We start from the raw sequence: 21,955 nt of genomic DNA, 5'->3' as shown, positions 1-21,955 counted from the left end.
AAATGAGTGACAGCAATCCAAACCACCATCTGGTGGCAAAATCCGGGTTCTTCACCGGTCTGCATCCGGGGATGAGCATTGCCGCCAAAGGCATGATTGCCGCCTTCGTGATCTTCACGGTCATGAATGTGGAGTTCGCCGGGGGGCTCTATAAATCGATCCGAAGCTGGATCGAAAACGGGTTGAGCTTTTACTACATCACCCTGTTTTCCGTTGGCTTGTTTGTCTGTTTCTGGCTGATGTTTTCCAAACACGGAAAAATTCGGCTGGGAGACGATGACTCGCGCCCGGAATTCAGCAATTTCAGCTGGTTTGCCATGCTGTTTTCAGCGGGTATCGGCATCGGCATCCTGTTCTTCGGGGTGGCTGAACCGATATTCTATTTCGACAATTCCGAGGTTTGGGGGTATCCCAACAACCCCCATGCCGACCTGCGCGGACACGCCGAAATGGACATGCAGCGTGCGGTTGATGCGATGCGCGTGACCTTCTTTCACTGGGGCTTCCATGGGTGGGCTTTCTATGTGCTGGTTGGTCTGAGCTTGGCCTATTTCGGGTTCCGCAAGAAACTGCCGCTGACTCTGCGTTCGGCACTTTACCCGCTGATTGGGGATCGCATCTATGGCCCCTGGGGACATGCTGTGGACTTGCTGGCCGTATTTGGCACCGTGTTTGGTGTGGCGACATCTCTGGGTCTTGGCGTAAGCCAGATGGCTGCTGGTCTGAACTATCTCTTCGGAATTGATCCGGGGATTATGACCAAGCTGGTGTTGATTGCCATCGTGTCGGTCATCGCCACCGCTTCTGCCGTATCGGGTGTGGGCAAGGGGATCCGCATCCTGTCGGAATGGAACATCTGGCTGTCGATCATTCTGCTGGCCGGCTTTGTGGCGATCGGTCCGTTCCAATGGCTTATGGGTTTCTTTGTCACTTCAATCGGCGATTACATCTCCAGCTTCGTCTCGATGGGCTTCTGGACCGCAACCGAAGGGGACGAGATCGCCTGGCAGGGTGGTTGGACCATCTTCTATTGGGGTTGGTGGATTTCCTGGTCGCCGTTTGTTGGCGTTTTCATTGCCCGTATTTCTCGCGGGCGCACCATTCGCGAATTCATGGTTGGTGTGATGTTCGTGCCGACGACCATTGCCTTCTTCTGGCTCTGCATGTTCGGCGGAAATGCGATCTGGCAGGAACTGCATATGGGCGCAGGTGTGGCCTCTGTTGATGGCGCGGGGATCATCCAGACCGTGCGCGACTGGAACCTGCCAAGCGCGCTTTACGGCACGATTGACAACATTGGCAGAACCAGCTGGATGGGCGACATGAGCTGGGTGAGCTGGCCGATGTCCTTCCTGGCCACGTTCCTGCTGTTTTCCTGGTTCATCACCTCGTCTGATTCCGGTACTTTGGTGATCACCACGATGCTGTCGATGGGGGATGAAAACCCACCCAACAAGTTCCGCATCATCTGGGGATTGGGTGAAGGTGTGGTCGCCGGGGCACTGCTCTTGGCCGGCGGTCTGGGTGCATTGCAAACCGCGTCTATTGCCGCAGCTTTCCCGATCTCTTTTGTGCTGATTGCAATGATCTGGGGGCTTGTGAAATCTCTGAATGAAGATCCCTCAGCCGTTTCCAACTCCGCCTATCAAGTCGCACCCGATGGGACGAAAGTCAGTCAGGAACTGCGGGCATAAGTGACAATTTTCAAATCGAGAAGATTAAACCGGGTCCATGTGGCCCGGTTTAATGCTGTTCAGTTGGGAGCCTCAGCGCTGCGACTTGTCGGTCGGTCCGAGTTTGCAAACCGGATGAAGGTTGGCGCACAACGTGGGACATGTTGCCGGGTTGAATGACATTTCTTCAACATCGCCAGACTCGCGCTTCCAATCTGACAGGGCAGTGTTCGAAAACGTCTCTGCAAATCGAGTCTCATTACTGGAGTCTCAATATTAAGGGCATTTAACACACAGTGTCGGATCTCCTAGTTGTTGAATTAGATGCTTCAACTAAATCAGCTGCTTAGGGCTTTGACCTTCTGAGGTTTTAGAGGTTTCAATTCTTTCGCTGAGCTATCGAAAAGCCGCCTTTCATCAAACCTGCAGAAGACTGGTCGCAACGAGCACATCGCCCCCTTACAGAGATGGCGCAGCGTTGAATAGCACATCCGCAGAGTGTATCGCCGCAATTGCTTGGCAATCGAAATAGGGCTGGGACCAGGGCGGACCGATGATCTACGAGGTTCAGAAGAAAGCGTTCCCAAATATGAGACTGCATTGATATCGACAGAACACATCTACGAAAACTGAGCGGTGTCGCCTCTGTGGCTTCAACTTAGTCCAAGTTTTCGTTGGGACTTCAAACTGGTCAAACCAGGCAGCCTTTGAGGGCTGCCTGGTTTCGTTCTTATTTGGTTTACTCAGCTGCCGATGTTTGCTCGGCCGCATTTGATTTATCACGCAAACCGTCGCGATAGAGCGCTTTGGCCAGTGCAATACACATCAGTCCCATGACCATGGTGAACGGCAAGGCTCCGATAATCATCGCACTTTTGAGCGCCTCCATCGGGTCCGCGCCTCCGTTGGTTTTACCCGCGATCAGCAATGTCGCAATCACGAGTGTCAGGATAACGCCCCACACAATCTTGTGTTTGTTGCCAATGTTCTGATCGCCGCCTGACATGATGGTGTTCATCACCAGGATACCCGAGTCCGCTGACGTCACCAGGAAAGTCATGATCAAGACAACACACATCACGGTAATGGCTGACAGAAGACCGCCCGAGATGATTTGCTCGAGTGTAACGAACAGCTTGGCAGTGTTTGAGGCGCCAATGATGGCACCTTCTGCAGCGCCGCTCAGCTCCATATCAATTGCAGTGCCACCCAAAACTGTCATCCACGCAAAGCAGACAAGGGCAGGGGCCAACACACAGCCGACGATGAACTCGCGGACCGAACGCCCCCGAGAGATACGCGCAAGGAACAACCCGACGAAGGGCGAGAACGCGATCCACCAGGCCCAATAGAAGGTGGTCCAGCCTGCTTGCCAACCAAACTGACGGCCGGGTTCCCCTGCCGCATAAACGGCGGTCAGAACGTCGTCGGACAACGCCGCAGCTTCGCCTTCAAGACCTGACTTGAAGCCTTCGAAAGAGCCCCAAGCGTTGGTCGCGCCACCGCGCAGCGCATCGGCAAACGGAACTGCTTCTTTCGGAAGCGCGGTCACGAACGCGTCCGAAGATTGCGGTCCGAACGCCCCAAAGCTCAGCGATACGTAATGCAGGATGTAGTCTGCAAACGCGGTTGCATATGTGGTCATGGCAAACATGAACGATCCGAAGATGACAAAGGTCAACAGCAGGATGATCGACAAAACCAGGTTCAGGTTCGACAGGTATTTCACCCCGCGTCCTACCCCGGATACAGCCGATATGATGGAAAGCCCCATGATCACCAACAATCCAGCCACAAGGCCAACTGTACCGGGTGCAGGAGCATCGCCGCTCATATCCATCATCCATTCCATACCGGTGATCGCATACATACCGTCGATGAACTGCGATACGCCAAATCCGATAGTAACCGATACGCCAAGAATGGTTGCCACAACGCCAAGCACGTCCACGATGTGACCCAGCACACCGTTCATGAGCTTGCCAAAAAGCGGCGTCAGTGCCGAACGGATTGTCAGCGGCATGTCACGCGTATAGGCGTAATATGCCAGCGAAAGCCCTGTGGCGACGTAGATTGCCCAGGCGTGGAACCCATAGTGCAGGAACGTGTAACGAAAGCCGGACTGAACAGCTTCTGCGGTGTTTGGCTGGACTTCGCCGGCCAATACAACGGGGTTTGACCCCCACAGCCCCATAGGTTCTGCGGTTGCGAAGACCATCAGGCCAACGCCCAGACCCGCACCGAACATCATCGAGAACCAGGAAAAGTTGGAAAACTCTGGGGCTTCACCCTCGCGTCCCATGATCCTACGTCCTGTTTGGGGCAGCAAAGCCACCACCAACAAGAAGAACGAGAACAGTCCGACGATGATGATGTAGAACGCGTTGAAACCCTCGAGGAGTTTCCAGTTGAGGCTGCCAAGAACACCATTGGCGTTGGCAGGCCATACCAAGGCCCAGATCACAAGGCCGACCATGATGGCTTTACTGAGAAGTGCGATTTCGACGCTGTGCCCCTCGTAAAACCCGCTTGCAGCCCTACGGACCTGCAAGTCGGTGAATGGTTGCTTTAAAGACATGCGTTTCCTCCCTATTCGCACATGTACGTATTGTCGGGTTAGTTTTCTTCCGGTGGCGGTTCCCGATCAGTTCCCGCCCGGTTTTAGCTCAAGATCGCTTCAATCCTGGCAAGCGTCGCCTTGTTTACGGCAACGCCTTTTTCCTGTGCAGACAGCCTTTTGTTACGTCGGCCATCGCCAGGTAAGTGTGCGCCTTCTTGTTGGTGAATAGATTGGGCCAAAGCGACAACACCGGTCGAGTAAGCGTCACCCGCTGTGGCTGCTGGGTCTATTGCGATAAAGAACTGCCCTGTTTTTGGGGGGCCTCCTGCCGTGCCCGAGAAGGGCGACGCGTCAATTCCAAGGGTTGCGCCGGTCATGGCGGCGGCCATGATCTCGGTCAGCAATGCAACGCCGACGCCTTTGTAGCCACCCGAAGGCGCCATCGAACCTTTCAGCCCCACATTTGGATCGGTTGTCGGGTTGCCATCGGCGTCCAAAGCCCATCCAACGGGGATGGGTTTGCCTTCGCGCGCATGTTTCATCACCTCGCTTTTGGCGATGGTGCTGGCACTTTGGTCAATCAGGATCGCGGGCTGACCATCCACTCCGGGGGCCGCAATTGAAAACGGGTTTGTCCCGACGACCGGCTTGGCTCCGCCGGACGGCGCAATAGAAGCCGGTGCGTTGGTAAAGCCGATGCCGAGCAGCCCCTGCTGCGCCAACCGATAGGTGTGATACCCCAGAACGCCGCAATTATAGCTGTTGCGGATCGACAAAACGGCAACCCCTTGTTCGCGGGCGGCGGGGATCAAGGCTTCAAAGCCAAGATCAATTGCTGAATGCGCAAATCCCGTCGCGGCATCGACGGCCACAACGCTTGGGCGTGGGCGTGTCACGACTGGCTTGGCTTGACCATCCACCTTCCCGCATTGCACGTGCTCGCAATAGATCGGGATATAGGCAAGCCCGTGACTGGCCACACCGTCTGCCTCGGTCGCGGCGGTGGCGACCGCCAGGGGGCGGGCGTTGTCTTCAGACGTTCCCGCAGCCACAAGCGCACGGAAAGACAGGTCTTCGATCTCTGCCAGGGTCAGGGTTTGCATTTCTACCATGTTGATGCTTTCTCAGTCATTGTCAGACAGTCCCGCTCCGGCGCCCAATGTGCGGGATTCTTCGGTTGCGGGGGCGTATGTTTTATGGGCAAAGCGGTTCAGAACATCCCAGCTTTGTGCGGAAGGATGAGAGCGGGTCAGCAAGCGGTTGGGTTTCACCGTTTCAGCGCATTGGGATACCACCACGCGCTGGACCAGCCCGGGCAACTCGCCTTGCAATTCGAGGTGTGTGCCATCTGTCATGGCCACCACATCATCAAAGGTGACACGGACAGAGCCACCCAGACGTTTTGCCGCGCTGGCCGCAAAGGGCAGCAGAACCGATGGGACCACCACGTGCCGCATCTCGATCGGCGCAGCTTTCAAGGTCTGCGCGCAATCAGACAGCAATGCGCCCGCGGAAATGGGGCACAGGTCGCCTTCAGCCCGCCACACGCCCTCATGCGAGTGTGGCCTGTGTTTCGCAGGGTGTTCTGCAAATCTACGCTCCAGAACTTGTGCCATTTCGGCGCTGCCATCCAGGCCCTGAGCACACAGCCAGCGGGCCGCTTTAGCAGCGTCCTCGGCCAGGCCCCAGGGGTATCCCGCACCACGCGTTGCACGCTTGGTTGTCGCTTCCATTTCATTCAACGAGTAGCTCATTGCGTGACCTCCGGGTAAACCCAAAGGTCCGCGTTTTCGTCTGTCAGATCTTCAGGGTAGGGGGCGCCGGCATACATGCAGATGCGAACCCAGCGATCAGAGCGTGGGTCGAAATGTGTCGCGCCGAAGAAAGACAGTTTGGCGCGCAACATGTCGATGGGAAGAACCGTGGCGCAGATCGTGTTGTCATGAATTTCGCCATAGGGCGCGATGCCGCTCATCTGTGCCCGCCGGATTGTGTGGCGATGTTCGGGATGCTGCAACAGAAACGCAGCAATCGGTTGATCATCGTCAAACGAGGCAAGATCCAAGTGGGCGGCAACCGCGTCACGCGCTGGTGCAAGGGGCTGCTCGTAATCCTCGATCGGTTCGTCAAACCGTTCGCCAAGGCGCGGTTCAAGCTTCTCTTCCGAAACATACCAAGCGCGCGCCCGGTTTTCCTTTGCATTCCAATCAATATCGAACGCCCAGCCGAAACTTTTTTCGATCAACGCCCGACATTGCGAGACTGACATGGCGCCATTGATTGCGAACGCATCCGCGTTGCTGTCCGCCATGCAGACCGCCAGTCCATCGACGAGGTCGCCATAAGGTTCAAGTATAAGCGAGGCGACAAATTCTTGCCCTTCTATGCTGAGTTCCTTGCCTGCCCACTGCATCAGCTTGTCCCATGGGTAATCGTCGCGCAGAACGCCCCCCTCGAGATAAGCCCCCAGGGTCACAAAATCCGCCCGCAGCTGCTTGAGCTTCTCAATCTGGATCGGATGTTCGGAATGCCATCGGTCAACTGATGCTTCGCTTCGTTGCAGTATGTTTGTGAAGGTCTTCCGTTCAGCCTCCGTCGCAGCTTTTTGTGATCGAACGCGGGCAATCGCCTCTTCGCGGGCAATGATCCAGTTGTTGAACAGAATAGGGTGATTGATGATGAAGGGCGCCATGCCCAGCCCGGTCGAATTTCCGATCCCAAGCTGGCGCGCGATATTGGGGGCAAGTTGCACCGCATCGGGGCCACCCTTGGCATTTGCCATATGCTGGACCAGATCACGCACGAAGGCACGGGTCAGAAAGACCGACAACATCTCGGCCTGAAATGGGACAACCATTTCGTCGCGGCCCGCAATGCCTTCTCGGTCCATCGCTCCAAGCTTGCCTGATCCATAAACTGCAGTTGTTCGCATCAGATATCCGACAGCGTCGATCTTGTCCTGATCAGGCTGCTGACCCGACGCGAGTGCATCGACAAAATGGGCCCAGAGGCGCACAGATCGGTTGGCGCGCGAAACCGAGATTTCCTTTTCGCTGACGCGCCCTGCTTCTTGTAGCGGTACGTTTTCGGACAGGCGTTGAATGTCATCTGCATCCGGCACCCCGTCAAAAAGCGTGAATGTGGCATCCCATGCGGTTGCGATCACGCGATCTGAGCGCATGTCTGGTGGCAGATCATGTGCAAAGGCCACCAGTGAATACGTATGTTTCGGCCCTTGCGCCGTATAGACTGCATGCCCAACGCCATTGACATCAATGTCAAATACGGGGCGCGAGAACTGCCAGTTTTCTTGCGCCAGGCGGCGGGTAAGGACACGCATGAAGCTCAGACGGCATTGATGCAGCGACCCAAGGCGCTGTAGGCGCATGACGATGGCGGGGTCTCGGCGCGCAATATGTAGGTTTGATGTGTTCATTTGATCTGAGGTCCAAAGTTTTCGCCAAAGAAACGATACCAGTTTCCACCCATGATCCCGGCAACCTCGTCAGCGGACATGCCAGTGGCTTTCAAGCCCGCTTCGATGTTTCCGAAATGGCGGTTGTCTTTGAACCAGCTGGGCATGGCGGGGAAGCCGGGCGCGGATTTTGACCCTTCGCCATAGTCGATTTCCTTGGTCCAGCGGCCTACGCGCATCCATTCAACGATGCTGTCGGGCTGGTCCTGACAAAGATCGGTGCCGATCCCCAGATGCTCGATCCCATAGCTGTCCGCCGTGCGGGCTATCATCTCGCAAAAGCTTTCCAGCGTGCAATCGGACTTGCCTTTCAGGTGGTGCGGATAGATCGAGAAGCCAAACATGCCGCCGTTCCCGGTCACGGCTCGGATCACCGCGTCTTTCTTGTTGCGCAGCGCAGGCGACCAGTCATGCGGGTTGGCGTGCGTGATCGCAATTGGGCGTTCCGACAGCTCTGCCGCCTCGATGGTCGAGCGGTCCGCCGAATGGCTCATGTCAATCACAAGGCCCACGCGGTTCATCTCTTTGATGACCTGCTTGCCCATGCGGGTGATGCCGGTGTCCTCGGCCTCGTAACAGCCGGTCGCCAGCAGCGACTGGTTGTTATAGGTCAGCTGCATGAAGCGCGCGCCAAGGGTGTGCACGATCTCGACCAGACCGATGTCATCTTCGATCGGCGACGGGTTCTGGAAGCCAAAGAACACAGCCGTGCGCCTGGTTTCACGGGCCGTGTCGATGTCGCTGGCCCACTGACCTTTCATGATCAGGTCGGGATAGGTTTCGAACCAGCGGTTCCATTTTTCAAAATTCAGGACGGTCTCACGAAAGTTTTCGTGATACGAGATGGTGACGTGGATCGCATCCACGCCCCCCTCGCGAAGCTGGCGGAAGATCTTCTCCGACCAGTTGGCGTATTGAAGACCGTCGATACGCATCAGACAGGTCCTGCACTGATATATGCTGTCTTGACGGTGGTGTAGAATTCCGCCGCCGCCTTGCCCTGTTCGCGCGGACCATAGGAGCTGTCGCCGCGGCCACCAAACGGCACGTGATAATCGGTGCCGGCGGTGGGCAGGTTCACAGTCACAACACCAGTGCGCGCATTGCGCCGGAAATGCGTGGCGCGGGCCAGCGAGGTTGTCACGATGCCCGAGGTCAGGCCAAAGTTGGTGTCATTCACGGTTGCAAGTGCTTCGTCGTAGCTTCCCACCTTGATGACAGACGTCAACGGCGCGAACATTTCCTCGCGGTTGATGCGCATGTCGTTGGTGGTGTTCAGGAATACGCCCGGCGACATGTAGTAACCCTCGGTCGGCATATCCAATCGGACACCGCCACAGGCCAGTTCCGCGCCTTCAGCTTTGCCCAGTTCGACATAAGCCAGGTTTTCATTCAGTTGCTGCTCGCTGACAACCGGCCCCATCTGGGTGCCTTCTTCCAGCGCGTGGCCCACTTTCATTGCCTGCGCACCGGCCACCAGTTTTTCAACAAAGGCATCGTGCACAGCTTCGTGGACCACGAGCCGGGAGGAAGCGGTGCATTTCTGACCCGTGCCACCAAAGGCGCCGCCAAGCGCAAGCGTCGCTGCCAGATCCAGATCGGCATCGTCCATCACGGCCAGAGCGTTTTTCGATCCCATCTCCATCTGCACCTTGGTCAGGTTCTGGATGGCAGCGGAAGCGATACCCTTACCAACCGGGACCGAGCCGGTGAAAGAAATCGCGTTTACTTTCGGGCTTTCAACCAGACGCTGACCAACAGAACGGCCTGCGCCCATAACAAGGCTGAACAGCCCCTTGGGAATGTCTTGCCGGTTAATGATCTCTGCCAGGGCAACCGCCGAGGCGGGCGTGACGTTGGCGGGTTTCCAGACCACGGCGTTGCCATAGCACAGTGCGGGCGCGATCTTCCACGACGCAGTCGCTGTCGGGAAGTTCCAGGGCGAGATGATCGCGACGGTGCCAACAGCTTCGCGGCGAACGTCAATCTCGACGCCCGGGCGCACACTGTCTGCATTCTCGCCCAGCTGGCGCAGGCATTCGGCTGCGTAGTAGGTGAAGAACTGACCGGCGCGGTAAACCTCTCCTTTGCCTTCTGCAAATGGCTTTCCTTCTTCGCGGGACAACAAAGCACCCAGCTCTTCGCAACGCGCGATCAGCTCGTTCCCAATAGCCATCAGAACCGCTTGTTTGCGTTCCATACCGTAAGCTTCCCACTCACGCTGCGCGACACGCGCCTGATCAAGGGTGGCTTCCAGTTGATCACCGCTGGCCTGAGCGAAGATGCCCACCAGATCACTCAGGTCCGACGGGTTGCGATTTTCGATCTCGCCTTCGCCAGTCAGCCATTCGCCAGCAATCAAGTTCTTTTGGATGTCGGTCATGTAAGTGTCGCCTTGCGCAAAAGTCAGTTTTGACCAGTATGGACTTTTGCAGTAACTTCAATCAAACTAAAATTATTGAATGATATTTCAGGAATATTGAAATGAGTATCAAAATCGAAATGTTACGGGGGTTTGCGGCGGTGGCACGCAGCGGAAATCTCAGTGATGGGGCGCTTAGCCTTGGGCGCACACCCTCTGCCGTGTCAATGATGCTCAAACAGTTGGAAACCCATCTTGGTGAACCCTTGTTCGAGACGGATCGTAAGAATCGTCTAACCGCGCTTGGAGCATTCGTCCTGGAACAAGCCGAACGGGAATTGCAGCAGTTCGATAGTACGGTGAAAGCCATCGAAGGCTTTGCGAAAGCGTCACACGGCTATGTCAGTATTGCAGTCGTTCCATCTGTTGCGGGCACAGTGATCCCGGACGTCTTTTCGCGCTTCATTGATGAGTTTGAGAACATCGATATTGAACTGCGCGACATGGATTCGACTTCGATCCAACGAGAGCTTGCCCGCGGAAGGGTTGATATTGGAATTGCGACACTAAGTGAAAATGCCATCGGGTTGCACAGCCAATATCTGATGTCCGACCGCTTTGGGGTAATCGCTTCGCCAGACCACAAAGTTGCGCAAGTGCGCGGGCCGATTGATTGGGCTGAACTTGAGGATGTCCGGTTGATCGCCAACAGTCTATCTGCGGGCATCACCGCCCCTCAGTCGCGTGATCTGCACGCAAAGGCAATGCTGTCCGCGCATAACCTGACCTCGATCATGTCGATGGTACGGGCCAATATCGGCGTAACGATCATACCGGCAATGGCGTCACTTGCGTTGCAGCCAAATGACCTTGTTTTTCGCCCGTTGGCGGATGACACGATCCGGCGACAAATCCATTTGTTACGCAATGCCGCTTCCCCCCAATCACCAGCCGCACGTCTGCTTGAACGGCGGATCAGGGAAACCGCTGCCGACTTAGCCGTGAGATTTCCAGCATGACGAAAGCTAACGAACAAATAGATGCGATTCATCTAGGCATCTTGGTGTTTCCGGGGTTTCCAATGGCGTGTCTGACATCATGCATCGAGCCGTTGCGCGCAGCTAACGAAATCTCGGGAAAAGACGTGTTTCAGTGGAGGGTGGTGGCAGAACAGAACGCACCCGTTACCTCATCCGCAGCGGTTGCATTCGCACCGGATACGACCTTGTCCGAGGTCGCTGGGCTTGACTATCTGTTCTTTGTTTCCAGCCCGGATGGGGGTTTTGAGAACCCGTCGCGCGCCGGTGCCGCGCTTCAGCGCCACATTCGATCCGGTGGCGTATTGGGCGCTTTCAGTGGTGGTGTTTTCCCATTGACCCGGACGGGTTTGACCCGTGGCGATCCGATGTCCGTCCATTGGTGCTATTCCGCTGCCTTTCAGGCGGAATTTCCAGACGTACCGATAGAAACCACTGTGATTTGTGACGCGCCAAGTATCAAATCGGTTTCAGGCGCCTCGGCTGTTTTCGACTATATGCTTAACCTGATTGAGGCCCGATTGGGAGGCGATATCATGGCAGAGGTCGCCTGCTGGTTTCAGCATCCGCTTATTCGAAGCGCGACCGTTTCGCAAAAGACCCCGGCCATCCAACGCGAACAGAGCGAAGACATGCTGCCAAAACCGGTTGCCCGCGCGATCCAGCTGTTTTCTGAACATATCGATAGCCCGCTTCAGATCAGTGAAGTTGCGCAAACGCTGGGTGTGTCGACCCGCAGCCTTGAGCGCAGTTTCAAGGATGCCACAGGGCAAAGCCCGCTGAAATACTACCGCGCGGTGCGAATGAAACAGGCGCGCCAGCTTGTTCTTTACACGAACGAACCCGTGACCGACATTGCCTATATGGTTGGGTATTCAACCCCAGTAACGTTCCTGAGGCACTATCGCGAAAGCCACGGGATCACCCCGATTTCGGACCGACGTAAAAGGAACTCGCTTCGGGTCTCTGAAGGAGATTGCCTGCCGTCAGGCTGAGCAGAAATAACTTCAGGCAACCGACGTCGCAGCAGCACGCAATCCGTGATGCAAAGAGGCGGCTGAGGACCGAGGAGCGATCACCGCAAAGCGCCTGCCTTGATCAATGCACCAGACAAAAGCGCCGCTGTGTTCAACGATCGAGCGTGTCACGGCCCCGGTCTTCATCGTGCGGACGGGCAGGGCACAAAGCCGCTCAAGCATGTCGCAAACGGTTTTTCCACACAGGTCGAACCTGCACCATCCGTCGGTCTGCTCCACTACTGATGCAATCCGTCCAACGGTCTGTTTCAGCTCTACAGCGAGCATCTCCTGACTGTCATGTGGTGCAACAACCATCCATTGCTCTGGCCCCATCCAGAAGGCTGAGAAGTCATTCGCGAATGACGACTGTCCGACACAGGGCAAGGTCAGATCATGGTGCTTCAAAAGCGCCTTGCGCAGCGCGCTTTCCTGACCGTTTCGGGCGGCAACTGATGCCAGGGCGCGATCCACAATTTCGGTGATCTCTATGTCACCGATGATATCGACACGTGGCACCTCGGCCCCTAATGGCGTGATGGGCTTCAACTTATGCACGGAGCTTCTCCCCCTCCGGATCGACGAAATGCGGGCTGGTGATTACGACTAACATTTCTTGGTTTTCCAGAGGGTTTACCAAGCGCAATTGCTCGCCCATGCGATCAAACCCACCTTTGACGAAGCCCAATCCGATTGAGCTTTTCAGGATGGGTGAATAGGCTGCCGAGGTCACATAGCCCTGATCGTGCAAAGCATCCACGGGGCCAGAAACGGCCATCAAGTGCCCACCAGCTGGCACGGTCTGGCGACTATCCACAGGGCGCAGCCCCACAAGGTTCAGCGCGTCCTCGGTGTTCATCCCGTCACGGCGGCTGAGCACATTGCCGATGCAGTCTTTTTGGGTTGAGACCATGCGCCCCAGACCAAGGTTCAGCGCGGTGGTGGTGCCGTTCAGCTCATTGCCGGCTGCGTGACCCTTCTCGATGCGCATAACGCCCAGTGCCTCGGTGCCGTAAGGTGTCACGTCGAATTCTTTGCCTGCCGCCATCAACTCGCGCATGAGCGCGTCGCCATAGCGGGTTGGCACGGCAATTTCATACGCCAGCTCGCCCGAGAAAGAGATGCGAAACAGCCGTGCGGCACACCCGCCGCAGACGGTGATTTCACCGCAGGCCATGAAAGGGAACGCCTCGTTCGAGATGTCGAACTCCGGGTCCACGATCTTTTGCAAAAGCTTGCGCGCGTTGGGACCTGCGACCGCGTATTGTGCCCAGGCTTCGGTGGTGGAAATCAACTGCACGTCCAGATCCGGCCACAGGCATTGGCGGGCAAATTCCATGTTGCGATAGACAAGAACCGCGTTGGCGGTGGTGGTGGTCACGACGAAATGATCCTCGGCCAAACGGGCCGCCGTGCCATCGTCATAGGCCACGCCATCTTCGCGCAGCATCAGGCCATAGCGCACTTTGCCAATGGGGAGTTTTGCAAAACCGTTGGCGTAGATCTTGTTCAGAAATTCCGCCGCATCAGCGCCTTGCACGTCGATCTTGCCCAGTGTTGTGACATCGCAGATGCCGACCGAGCTACGCGTGGCCAGAACTTCGCGGTCCACCGATTGCCGCCAATGCGTTTCACCTTTTTGCGGGAACCATTGCGCGCGCAGCCAGTTGCCGACCTCGACAAACACGGCGCCCCGTTCCTCGGCCCATTTATGGCTTGGGGGCAGGCGGGTCGGGTGAAACTCTTTCCCCACAGCGCGGCCTGCCAGTGCACCCATCGAAACGGGTGTATAGGGCGGGCGAAAAATGGTGGTGCCCGTCTGCGAAATTGATTTTCCAGTCAGCTCGGCCATCACGGCCAGCGCGCCAACGTTCGAGGTTTTACCCTGATCGGTCGCCATGCCCAGCGTGGTGTAGCGTTTCAGGTGCTCGACAGACGTGAAGTTTTCCTGATGCGCCAGTTTCACGTCCTTGACCGTCACATCGTTCTGGAAATCCAGCCAGGCGCGTTTCGCACCCGCGACATGCCAGAACGGGGTGAGCGAGACGGGGGCGTCTTCAGCTTTGGGCAAGTCCACAGAGGACACGGAGATGCCCAGATCGGACAATGCGTCCGAAGCCTTTGCAGCACCTGAGCTCAGGGCTGCATGGGTCGACATCTCACCAATGGCGGCCCCGGCGACGTTTTGGCCCGGCGGCAGACCCTGTCCCGGCACAAAGGCGTGGAGTTCGTCATTCCAGACCGGTCGTCCGCGCTGGTGGCAGGTTAGGCCAAGGTTCGGGTTCCAGCCACCTGACATGGCGAGCGCACCACATTGGATCACGCGGGTCTGGCCATTTGCCAAGCGCACGGTGACAGCGGTCAGGCCCAGACGGCCCTTAGTGTCCACGATCTGCGCTCCGGCCAGAACTTCGGTCCCGCCAATGCTGGGCGCATCCGGACGGATATCCACCACGGCGGGCACCTCGACCCCTTTGGCGATCAAGTCACGGGCGGTCTGATGGGCGTCGTCGTTGTTGGCAAAGATCACAACTGACTGTGCAGGTGTCGTGGCAAATCGATTGGCGTAGGCGCGTGTGGCCCCGGCCAGCATCACGCCGGGACGGTCGTTGTTTTCAAACGCTATCGGGCGTTCAATCGCGCCGGTCGCAACCAGCGCGCGTCTGGAATAAATCCGCCAGAGCGTCTGGCGCGGTTTGCCTGCCGCAGGGGCGATCAGGTGATCAGCGTTGCGCTCAACCGCACCATAGACGCCGTGATCATAGGCACCGAACACTGTGGTGCGCGGCATCACGCGAACATTGGGCAGCGAAACCAACTCGGCCTGCGCCTGTTCAACCCAATCCACGCTGGACTGGTCAGACAGAGACCCGGTGTCCGACAACAGGCGCCCGCCCAGACGGAAATCTTCGTCAGCGATGATCACTTGCGCGCCAGCACGGCCCGCGGTGAGTGCAGCGGCCAGACCCGCAGGTCCGGCGCCGATGACCAGAAGATCGCAATGCAGAAAGCCCTTGTCATAAACGTCGGGATCAGCCTCGCCTGTCAGGCTTCCCAACCCGGCAGCCCTTCGAATGACCGGCTCGTAGAGCTTTTCCCAGAACGCCTTTGGCCACATGAAGGTTTTGTAGTAAAATCCCGCGCTCAGAAAACTCGAGAAGCGATCATTGATCGCCATAAAATCACGTTCCAGCGACGGCCAGCGGTTTTGTGAGTTGGCTGTAAGACCGTCATAGATCTCGGCCACGGTGGCGCGGGTGTTGGGTTCTTGACGACCGTCTGTGCGCAGTTCGACCAGCGCGTTGGGTTCCTCGGATCCGGCGGTCAGCACACCACGCGGGCGATGATATTTGAACGACCGCCCCATCAGACGCACGCCATTGGCCAAAAGCGCGGAGGCCAGCGTGTCGCCCGCATAGCCTTGATAGCTTTTGCCATCAAAACTGAAATTCAGCGTGGCGGACCGGTTGATCAGCCCGCCAGAAAGGCGGTTTGCCTGCGTCATTGCACTACCTCGGCGTTGCGGCTGGCACGGGCAACATCACGGGCAACATCACGGGCCAGCTCGACCTTGGTGATCTCATGTGTGATGGTGTTACGGGTCACGACCAACCACGAGCGGTCGCCCTGTTCGTGGAACCAAAGCTCGCGGTGCAGACCTGCTGGGTTATCGCGCAGATGCAGGTAGTCGTGAAACTCTTGCAGAGCGTTTTCCGACAACCAGTAGGGCCGGTTGATCAGGTTTGCGTCGCCCAGGTAGGTGAACTCCTGCGCGTCGCGCGGTCCCAGAAGCGGATGGTTGATGATCATCGGTTCAGTTCCTCAAATCGCAGCTGCGTCAATGCAGGTTCGGTTGGGCGCCCTGGCCCTTTTCGTCGATCATGTGCCCGGTCATGAACCGGTCCAGCCGATAGGCTTTCGCGGTCTCGTGCGGACGGTCGGTTTTCAGAAGATGGGCAAAGCAGAAGCCCGCGGCAGGCGTGGCTTTGAAGCCGCCATAGCACCAGCCACCGTTGAAATAGAGACCCTCGATCTGGGTCTTGTCGATGAAGGGAGAGCCGTCCATCGACATGTCCATGATGCCGCCCCAACTACGCAGGAGCCGCGCCCGTCCAAGGCCGGGGATCAGTGACATACCGCTTTCGACCACATCCTCGACCACGGGCAGGTTGCCCCGTTGGGCGTAGGAATTATAGCCGTCGATATCGCCGCCAAAGACCAGCCCCCCCTTGTCGGACTGGCTGCAATAGAAGTGCCCTGCGCCATAGGTGATTACACCCGGAATAAAGGGCTTTAGCCCCTCGGACACGAAGGCCTGCAGCACATGACTTTCAATGGGCAGACGCATCCCGGCCATTGCCATCACGCGGCTGGAACTGCCCGCGACCGAGACGCCGACCTTGCCCGCGCCGATAAACCCGCGTGAGGTTTCAACCCCCAAAACCTTCCCGCCTTCGATGCGAAATCCGGTCACTTCGCAGTTCTGAATGATGTCCACACCACGCTGATCCGCGCCACGCGCATATCCCCAGGCGACCGCGTCATGGCGCACAGTGCCACCACGTCTGTGCAACAGCCCGCCCTTGATCGGGAACCGAGCGTTGTCGAAATTGAGGAACGGGTACATCGCACGCATGCCGTCCGTATCCAAAAGCTCGGCGTCCGATCCATTCAGGATCATCGCATTCCCGCGCCGCCGCGCCGCATCCCGCTGCGCATCGGTGTGCACAAGGTTCAGAATGCCGCGCTGACTGACCATCGCGTTATAGTTCAGATCCTGCTCGAGGTTCTCCCACAGCTTCAGTGAAAACTCGTAGAACGGCTCGTTCCCATCCAGCAGATAGTTCGAACGGATGATCGTCGTGTTCCGCCCCACATTTCCGCCGCCAATCCAACCCTTTTCCAGCACCGCGATCCGCGTGCCGTGGAACTCCTTCGCCAAATAATATGCGGTTGCCAAGCCATGTCCGCCCCCGCCTATGATCACATAGTCATAGGTATCCCTGGGATCAGGATCACGCCATTGCGGCCCCCAACCCTTGTGGCCAGTCAGGGCTTCCTTGATCAGTCTCAATGCAGAATATTTCATGGCGCATCCTGATAGTTCAATACCTACTAGGATATATTCGCGACCACTTTGCCTGCATTGTTTCTGCCAAAACTACACGCAAAATCGACAATCTGGGCTTTAGCCAACGTGTTGGATCATTCCCTTTCAGCGTGCTGTCAGGCGCGCTGAGCGATGAAATCGCGCTTCTCTTGAGCGCTCCCTGTCTGGTGATGGTCTCGGGAAACGGCCGTGCTATAATGGCCCTTCATGGTCATTATTTGAACAGCAGTTTCGTCCGCATCTTGTGATTGCGCCCAAAGCGAGACGAATGGCGGGCTTCGGTTAAGGTGGGGTGAAAAGGATCCTTTTTTCAGAACGCTTTATGATCCAGATAAGTCATCGTTTCCAAAAGTGCTGGTCCGCTGCAACGGAGGCCGAAAGCCGCGGCGGAATCTCTAAAGCAATGATGCCGTTAGGAGAGGGCGATCTTCTTGTGGTCTGGAAGCTCGACAGGGTAGGGTGGTCGATCGCTGACCTCATCCTTCTTCCGAGGTTCTTGGGAGATTGCGGGTTCGAATGTCAGATCGTGACCTGCTTGAACTGTCAGAGTTGTGTAAGACGAGGCTTTGATAAGTGATCGTTTGCGTGGCAGATTTCTCAGGGAGATTGATCATCTGAGTTTGGCTGGTCTCGAAATTGAGCTGGCACAAGCCCGATCCTGGCACGGCGTTTCTCGGTTCCGTGTGAGTTTAGGGGAATATCGTTGTGTCGCTCTTGCTGGCTTCATGGCCGAACTCTCAATCAACGACAGCGGCTCCGGTATTATTTTTGATGATCGGTATCATCGCTGAACCCAGTGGAACCAACGCTGGATGACATAGATCGGGAATTTGATGTCTTGCAGAGCTGGTTCAACGCGCTTGCCCAACGCCAAAAGAGTATCCAGGTCGGATGAGCTGGCGAAAAACGCGGAAATACGATGCAGTTGACTTCAAGGGGGAGACGAGACCCAAAGAGATAGTCTCATTAATCACATACTCCGAGACACTGCATCGTTGGGATACGTTACACGTATAATCAATATTATGTAAAATATATGGTTGTGTTGAGTGTAAAAAAGGACTGGCTTGCTCCTAACTGACTCTCGACAAAGCAATATAGAGGTGACTAAGTTGGCATGGAACAAGGGATATGAAAAATGCCATCTATTTTGGTGCTTAACGGGCCTAACCTGAACTTGCTGGGTACGCGGCAGCCGGAGATTTACGGGTCGGAAACGCTTGCGGATATCGAAGCGAAGTGCCTGAGCCATGCAAATACGCGTGGCGCCGAATGTTGTTGCCTGCAATCCAATCATGAAGGTGCCTTGATTGACGCCATCCATGCCGCCAAAGGTGTCCATGATGGGATCGTGTTGAATGCTGGCGCCTACACCCATAGTTCGATCGCGCTGATGGATGCCATTTTCTCTACCGAAATGCCGGTGATCGAATTGCACCTGTCCAATGTGCATGCACGCGAGGAATTTCGTCATGTTTCCTATATCGCCAAGGCCGCGATCGGGGTGATTTGCGGGTTTGGGTCCGATGGCTATCCCCTTGCGATTGATGCACTTTTGGCACATCTGAAAAAGAGCTGACCCATGAGGTTTTCGGATCTCCTTCATGATGTCTGCAATAGCGTTTCGCTGCAGGATGTCTGGCAGATTCAAAGAGAAACCTTTGCGTCATATGGGTTCGATCGGATCATTTACGGCTATTCTCGGTTTTTCTCTCCGAAAAATTTCGGGCCACGAGAAGACATCCTTCTGCTGTCCAACCACGATCCTGAGTATCTCAAAGCCTATACCGATGATGAGATGTATCTGCATTCTCCCATGGCTCTCTGGGCGTCTAACAATACAGGCGCCTGTTCCTGGCGCTGGATTGCAGAACATTCGGATTTGATGGGAGAACGGCAGCAAAAGGTGCTTGATGTCAATCGCCGTATGGACATAACCGCCGGATACACCCTGTCATTTCCAACCGCCTTTTCGCGGACGCGCGGGGTTATTGCCGCCACTGCAAAAGCTGGCCTGACGCAGGATGATGCAGATAAAATCTGGGCGGAACATGGTCGGAATATTGAGGTTTTCGCCAATGTAACCCACCTTAAGATCATATCGTTACCCATTGAAACTCAACGGCAACCTCTGACAGCGCGTCAACGGGAAGCCTTGGAATGGGTGTCGGATGGCAAGACAAATGTTGAAATTGCAATCATCATGAATGTGTCACCTGCCACCATTGAAAAACATCTTCGTATTGCCCGTGAAAAACTTGGCGTGGACACAACGGCACAGGCGGTCGCCAAAGCGTCATTTTTCAATCAGATCTATGTTGTCGCTGGTGGGGAAGAAAACTCAAAATAGATCCGAAAGCGTTTTGAGATTAGGTTGAATCACAGCATGTTCTCAAAACGCACGAAACATTGAGAAGGCATGGGCGTTTTTACAGGTTGATGTGATCCAACGATAAGTAAAAACGCTTTATTGTTTCTTATACGTAAAATTACGGTAAGGAATACCGGACTTTTAAAATAATCCTAAAATTCCGATACTGAACACGTTCCGTGAGTGGTGGCTTTAGCCTTTGGAACATAGAGGGGTGGACGCGCTGTAATTTCAGCAACCGTTTCATTCTTTCGGGAAACCGAGGGCTGGTGTCGAAGGAGGATTTTTACCGGAGGCACCAGACGCCCTCTTACCCAGAATAGCATCACCGCTGTCCCGCGGTATGTTTGCGGCGCTGACATTCCCCGTCAGCGCCGCGTTTCTTTTCCACCAAAGCGTTCTGGGAAACGGGAAAACATGTCTACTCCAAAACGCTTTATTGGCCGGATCTTCCGCCAACACGAAAAAAAGGGGCCGGACGACCGACCCCTTTTCTATTTTCTTAGCAGATACCCTGCCCTTGCGCCGGCTTAGCCCTTTACGGCAGCAGCAACCTCAGCAGCAAAGTCGGTTTCTTCTTTTTCGATACCGTCGCCAACTTCCATACGGACATAACCGACGATTTCAGCACCGGCATCCTTGGCAGCCTGCTCAACAGTGACGTCGGGGTTCAGAACGAAGTCCTGGCCCACCAGGGTCACCTCGGCGAGGAATTTCTTCATCCGACCCTTGATCATGTTTTCAATGATGTTTTCGGGCTTGCCGCTTTCACGGGCTTGCTCGGTCAGGATGGTGCGTTCTTTTTCAACAACAGCAGCGTCCAGCTCAGCTTCGTTCAGCGCCTGCGGGTTGGCGGCCGCAATGTGCATGGCAACCTGCTTGCCGAATGCTTCGTCGCCACCTTTCAGCGCAACCAGAACGCCAATTTTGCCCATGCCGTCCGCAGCAGCGTTGTGGACATACGAGGCCACGACATCACCTTCGACCGATGCCATACGACGCAGCGACATGTTTTCACCGATGGTGGCGATCTTGTCGGTGATGATATCAGCAACAGATTTGCCACCCAGATCAGCAGCTTTCAGCGCTTCCAGGTCTGCAACGTTCAGCGCAGCACCTGCAATGCCGGAAACCATGGTTTGGAATTCGGCGTTCTTGGCCACAAAGTCGGTTTCCGAGTTCACTTCAACGGCAACACCTTTGCCACCGTCAACAGCCACGGCCACCAGGCCTTCAGCAGCGGTCCGGTCGGCCTTCTTGGCAGCTTTGGCCAGACCCTTGGTGCGCAGCCAGTCCTGAGCGGCTTCCATGTCACCGTCGTTTTCGACCAGGGCTTTTTTCGCGTCCATCATGCCAACGCCGGTGGATTCGCGCAGTTCTTTTACGAGTGCAGCAGTGATTGCCATCTTAACTCTCCTTGAGGATCTTCGGCCGGGTCCTAGCCCAAGCCGGTATCAATTCTGTGACATCAGTCTTGGATGCCAAACGATGAGACAGGCAGGGTGTCCCCTGCCCGTCTTCCAATCGTGCTTAGGCGTCAGCGGCCTCGGCGGTGGCTTCTTCAGCCACGGCTTCTTCGGTCATGCCGTCTTCCAGCTCGCCCAGGTCGATACCTGCTGCACCCATCTGGGCCGACATGCCGTCCAGAGCTGCGCGGGCAGCCAGGTCGGTGTAAAGAGCGATCGCGCGGGCTGCGTCGTCATTGCCCGGGATGATGTAATCCACACCTTCCGGCGGGCAGTTGGTGTCGACCACGGCCACAACCGGGATGCCCAGCTTGTTGGCTTCGGCAATCGCCAGCGATTCTTTTTTCACGTCGATGACAAACAAAAGATCCGGAACACCGCCCATTTCGCGGATGCCGCCCAGCGAAGCCTGCAGTTTGGCCTGCTCGCGTTCCATGCCCAGACGTTCCTTTTTGGTCAGGCCTTCAGCGCCCGAAGCCAGCTTCTCGTCGAATTCTTTCAGACGCTGGATCGATTTGGAAACGGTCTGCCAGTTGGTCAGCGTGCCACCGAGCCAGCGGTGGTTCATGTAATACTGTGCCGAACGCTCAGCTGCTTCTGCAACCGCTTTCGACGCCTGACGCTTGGTGCCGACGAACAGAACCCGGCCACCTTTGGCAACGGTTTCACGCACGGCGTTCAGTGCGGCGTCCAGCATCGGGACGGTTTGGGTCAGGTCGAGGATGTGGATCCCGTTGCGCTCACCATAGATGAACGGGCCCATACGGGGGTTCCAACGCTGAGTTTGGTGACCAAAGTGTACGCCAGCTTCGAGCAGCTGACGGAGAGTGAAATCAGGCAGTGCCATGTTCTTTTCCTTTTCCGGTTTCAACCTCGGCGAAATGT

General features: G+C 56.3%; 17 protein-coding genes. 5 read left to right on the top strand and 12 right to left on the bottom strand.

Annotated elements, in window-relative coordinates; genetic code table 11:
• Positions 1-2: 2 nt before the first annotated feature.
• Positions 3-1,694: a BCCT family transporter gene (locus K3J57_RS06510; protein ID WP_259794546.1), complete on the top strand. Its 1,692-nt coding sequence runs from the start codon at positions 3-5 to the stop codon at positions 1,692-1,694.
• A 718-nt stretch (positions 1,695-2,412) separates the two neighbouring features.
• Here K3J57_RS06510 and K3J57_RS06505 read toward each other — a convergent pair.
• The 6 genes from K3J57_RS06505 to K3J57_RS06480 form a co-directional block, all read right to left on the bottom strand.
• Complete coding sequence (locus tag K3J57_RS06505; RefSeq protein WP_259794544.1) at positions 2,413-4,251, bottom strand: BCCT family transporter; 1,839 nt, start codon at positions 4,249-4,251, stop codon at positions 2,413-2,415.
• 83 nt (positions 4,252-4,334) lie between these two features.
• Positions 4,335-5,345: an Ldh family oxidoreductase gene (locus tag K3J57_RS06500; protein WP_259794542.1), complete on the bottom strand. Its 1,011-nt coding sequence runs from the start codon at positions 5,343-5,345 to the stop codon at positions 4,335-4,337.
• 12 nt (positions 5,346-5,357) lie between these two features.
• On the bottom strand, positions 5,358-5,987 hold the full coding sequence (locus tag K3J57_RS06495; RefSeq protein WP_259794541.1) for a DUF3726 domain-containing protein: 630 nt from the start codon (positions 5,985-5,987) through the stop codon (positions 5,358-5,360).
• Entirely contained in the window at positions 5,984-7,669 is a 1,686-nt protein-coding gene (locus K3J57_RS06490; RefSeq protein ID WP_259797591.1) for a hypothetical protein, read from the bottom strand. Before K3J57_RS06490 ends, K3J57_RS06495 begins: the two co-directional genes overlap by 4 nt.
• Positions 7,666-8,643 (bottom strand): membrane dipeptidase, encoded by a 978-nt coding sequence (locus K3J57_RS06485; RefSeq protein WP_259794535.1) that lies wholly within the window; start codon positions 8,641-8,643, stop codon positions 7,666-7,668. The genes K3J57_RS06490 and K3J57_RS06485 overlap by 4 nt, the downstream gene beginning before the upstream one ends.
• A complete protein-coding gene (locus K3J57_RS06480) occupies positions 8,643-10,091 on the bottom strand; it encodes an aldehyde dehydrogenase family protein (protein WP_259786794.1) in 1,449 nt (482 codons plus the stop codon). The genes K3J57_RS06485 and K3J57_RS06480 overlap by 1 nt, the downstream gene beginning before the upstream one ends.
• 101 nt (positions 10,092-10,192) lie before the next feature.
• Here K3J57_RS06480 and K3J57_RS06475 point away from each other — a divergent pair, with 101 nt between their 5' ends.
• Both K3J57_RS06475 and K3J57_RS06470 read left to right on the top strand, forming a co-directional pair.
• Entirely contained in the window at positions 10,193-11,089 is an 897-nt protein-coding gene (locus K3J57_RS06475; protein ID WP_259786793.1) for a LysR family transcriptional regulator, read from the top strand.
• Positions 11,086-12,102, top strand: coding sequence for a GlxA family transcriptional regulator (locus K3J57_RS06470; RefSeq protein ID WP_259786791.1), 1,017 nt, complete (start codon positions 11,086-11,088; stop codon positions 12,100-12,102). Before K3J57_RS06475 ends, K3J57_RS06470 begins: the two co-directional genes overlap by 4 nt.
• 12 nt (positions 12,103-12,114) lie before the next feature.
• Here the strand turns inward: K3J57_RS06470 and K3J57_RS06465 are convergent, their stop codons facing one another.
• Genes K3J57_RS06465 through K3J57_RS06450 form a run of 4 tightly spaced genes read right to left on the bottom strand, consistent with a single transcriptional unit; the run spans position 12,115 to position 17,212 of the window.
• Positions 12,115-12,681, bottom strand: a complete 567-nt coding sequence (locus K3J57_RS06465; RefSeq protein ID WP_259797590.1) for a sarcosine oxidase subunit gamma — start codon at positions 12,679-12,681, stop codon at positions 12,115-12,117.
• Entirely contained in the window at positions 12,674-15,628 is a 2,955-nt protein-coding gene (locus tag K3J57_RS06460) for a sarcosine oxidase subunit alpha family protein (RefSeq protein WP_259797589.1), read from the bottom strand. Before K3J57_RS06460 ends, K3J57_RS06465 begins: the two co-directional genes overlap by 8 nt.
• Positions 15,625-15,933, bottom strand: coding sequence for a sarcosine oxidase subunit delta (locus tag K3J57_RS06455; protein WP_259797587.1), 309 nt, complete (start codon positions 15,931-15,933; stop codon positions 15,625-15,627). The genes K3J57_RS06460 and K3J57_RS06455 overlap by 4 nt, the downstream gene beginning before the upstream one ends.
• A 28-nt stretch (positions 15,934-15,961) precedes the next feature.
• Positions 15,962-17,212, bottom strand: a complete 1,251-nt coding sequence (locus K3J57_RS06450) for a sarcosine oxidase subunit beta family protein (RefSeq protein WP_259797585.1) — start codon at positions 17,210-17,212, stop codon at positions 15,962-15,964.
• A 1,159-nt stretch (positions 17,213-18,371) separates the two neighbouring features.
• Here K3J57_RS06450 and aroQ point away from each other — a divergent pair.
• Both aroQ and K3J57_RS06440 read left to right on the top strand, forming a co-directional pair.
• Positions 18,372-18,812, top strand: coding sequence for a type II 3-dehydroquinate dehydratase (gene aroQ, locus K3J57_RS06445; protein ID WP_259794507.1), 441 nt, complete (start codon positions 18,372-18,374; stop codon positions 18,810-18,812).
• A 3-nt stretch (positions 18,813-18,815) separates the two neighbouring features.
• A complete protein-coding gene (locus K3J57_RS06440; RefSeq protein WP_259777237.1) occupies positions 18,816-19,583 on the top strand; it encodes a helix-turn-helix transcriptional regulator in 768 nt (255 codons plus the stop codon).
• 551 nt (positions 19,584-20,134) lie between these two features.
• On the opposite strand, the gene tsf is transcribed toward K3J57_RS06440, so the two are convergent.
• Both tsf and rpsB read right to left on the bottom strand, forming a co-directional pair.
• Positions 20,135-21,010: a translation elongation factor Ts gene (tsf, locus tag K3J57_RS06435; RefSeq protein ID WP_173487496.1), complete on the bottom strand. Its 876-nt coding sequence runs from the start codon at positions 21,008-21,010 to the stop codon at positions 20,135-20,137.
• Between the two features lie 124 nt (positions 21,011-21,134).
• A complete protein-coding gene (gene rpsB / locus K3J57_RS06430) occupies positions 21,135-21,917 on the bottom strand; it encodes a 30S ribosomal protein S2 (RefSeq protein WP_259774622.1) in 783 nt (260 codons plus the stop codon).
• Between the last annotated feature and the right edge of the window lie 38 nt (positions 21,918-21,955).

The organism is Aliiroseovarius crassostreae, from assembly GCF_025137635.1.
GTDB lineage: Bacteria > Pseudomonadota > Alphaproteobacteria > Rhodobacterales > Rhodobacteraceae > Aliiroseovarius > Aliiroseovarius crassostreae.
The sequence above is the reverse complement of the archived record's forward strand: the minus strand, read 5'-3'. Positions and strand labels throughout refer to the sequence as shown.

Coding starts and splice junctions, on each gene's coding strand:
- K3J57_RS06510 (WP_259794546.1), top strand. CDS start 3: ATGAGTGACAGCAATCCAAACCACCATCTGGTGGCAAAATCCGGGTTC.
- K3J57_RS06505 (WP_259794544.1), bottom strand. CDS start 4,251: ATGTCTTTAAAGCAACCATTCACCGACTTGCAGGTCCGTAGGGCTGCA.
- K3J57_RS06500 (WP_259794542.1), bottom strand. CDS start 5,345: ATGGTAGAAATGCAAACCCTGACCCTGGCAGAGATCGAAGACCTGTCT.
- K3J57_RS06495 (WP_259794541.1), bottom strand. CDS start 5,987: ATGAGCTACTCGTTGAATGAAATGGAAGCGACAACCAAGCGTGCAACG.
- K3J57_RS06490 (WP_259797591.1), bottom strand. CDS start 7,669: ATGAACACATCAAACCTACATATTGCGCGCCGAGACCCCGCCATCGTC.
- K3J57_RS06485 (WP_259794535.1), bottom strand. CDS start 8,643: ATGCGTATCGACGGTCTTCAATACGCCAACTGGTCGGAGAAGATCTTC.
- K3J57_RS06480 (WP_259786794.1), bottom strand. CDS start 10,091: ATGACCGACATCCAAAAGAACTTGATTGCTGGCGAATGGCTGACTGGC.
- K3J57_RS06475 (WP_259786793.1), top strand. CDS start 10,193: ATGAGTATCAAAATCGAAATGTTACGGGGGTTTGCGGCGGTGGCACGC.
- K3J57_RS06470 (WP_259786791.1), top strand. CDS start 11,086: ATGACGAAAGCTAACGAACAAATAGATGCGATTCATCTAGGCATCTTG.
- K3J57_RS06460 (WP_259797589.1), bottom strand. CDS start 15,628: ATGACGCAGGCAAACCGCCTTTCTGGCGGGCTGATCAACCGGTCCGCC.
- K3J57_RS06455 (WP_259797587.1), bottom strand. CDS start 15,933: ATGATCATCAACCATCCGCTTCTGGGACCGCGCGACGCGCAGGAGTTC.
- K3J57_RS06450 (WP_259797585.1), bottom strand. CDS start 17,212: ATGAAATATTCTGCATTGAGACTGATCAAGGAAGCCCTGACTGGCCAC.
- aroQ (WP_259794507.1), top strand. CDS start 18,372: ATGCCATCTATTTTGGTGCTTAACGGGCCTAACCTGAACTTGCTGGGT.
- K3J57_RS06440 (WP_259777237.1), top strand. CDS start 18,816: ATGAGGTTTTCGGATCTCCTTCATGATGTCTGCAATAGCGTTTCGCTG.
- tsf (WP_173487496.1), bottom strand. CDS start 21,010: ATGGCAATCACTGCTGCACTCGTAAAAGAACTGCGCGAATCCACCGGC.
- rpsB (WP_259774622.1), bottom strand. CDS start 21,917: ATGGCACTGCCTGATTTCACTCTCCGTCAGCTGCTCGAAGCTGGCGTA.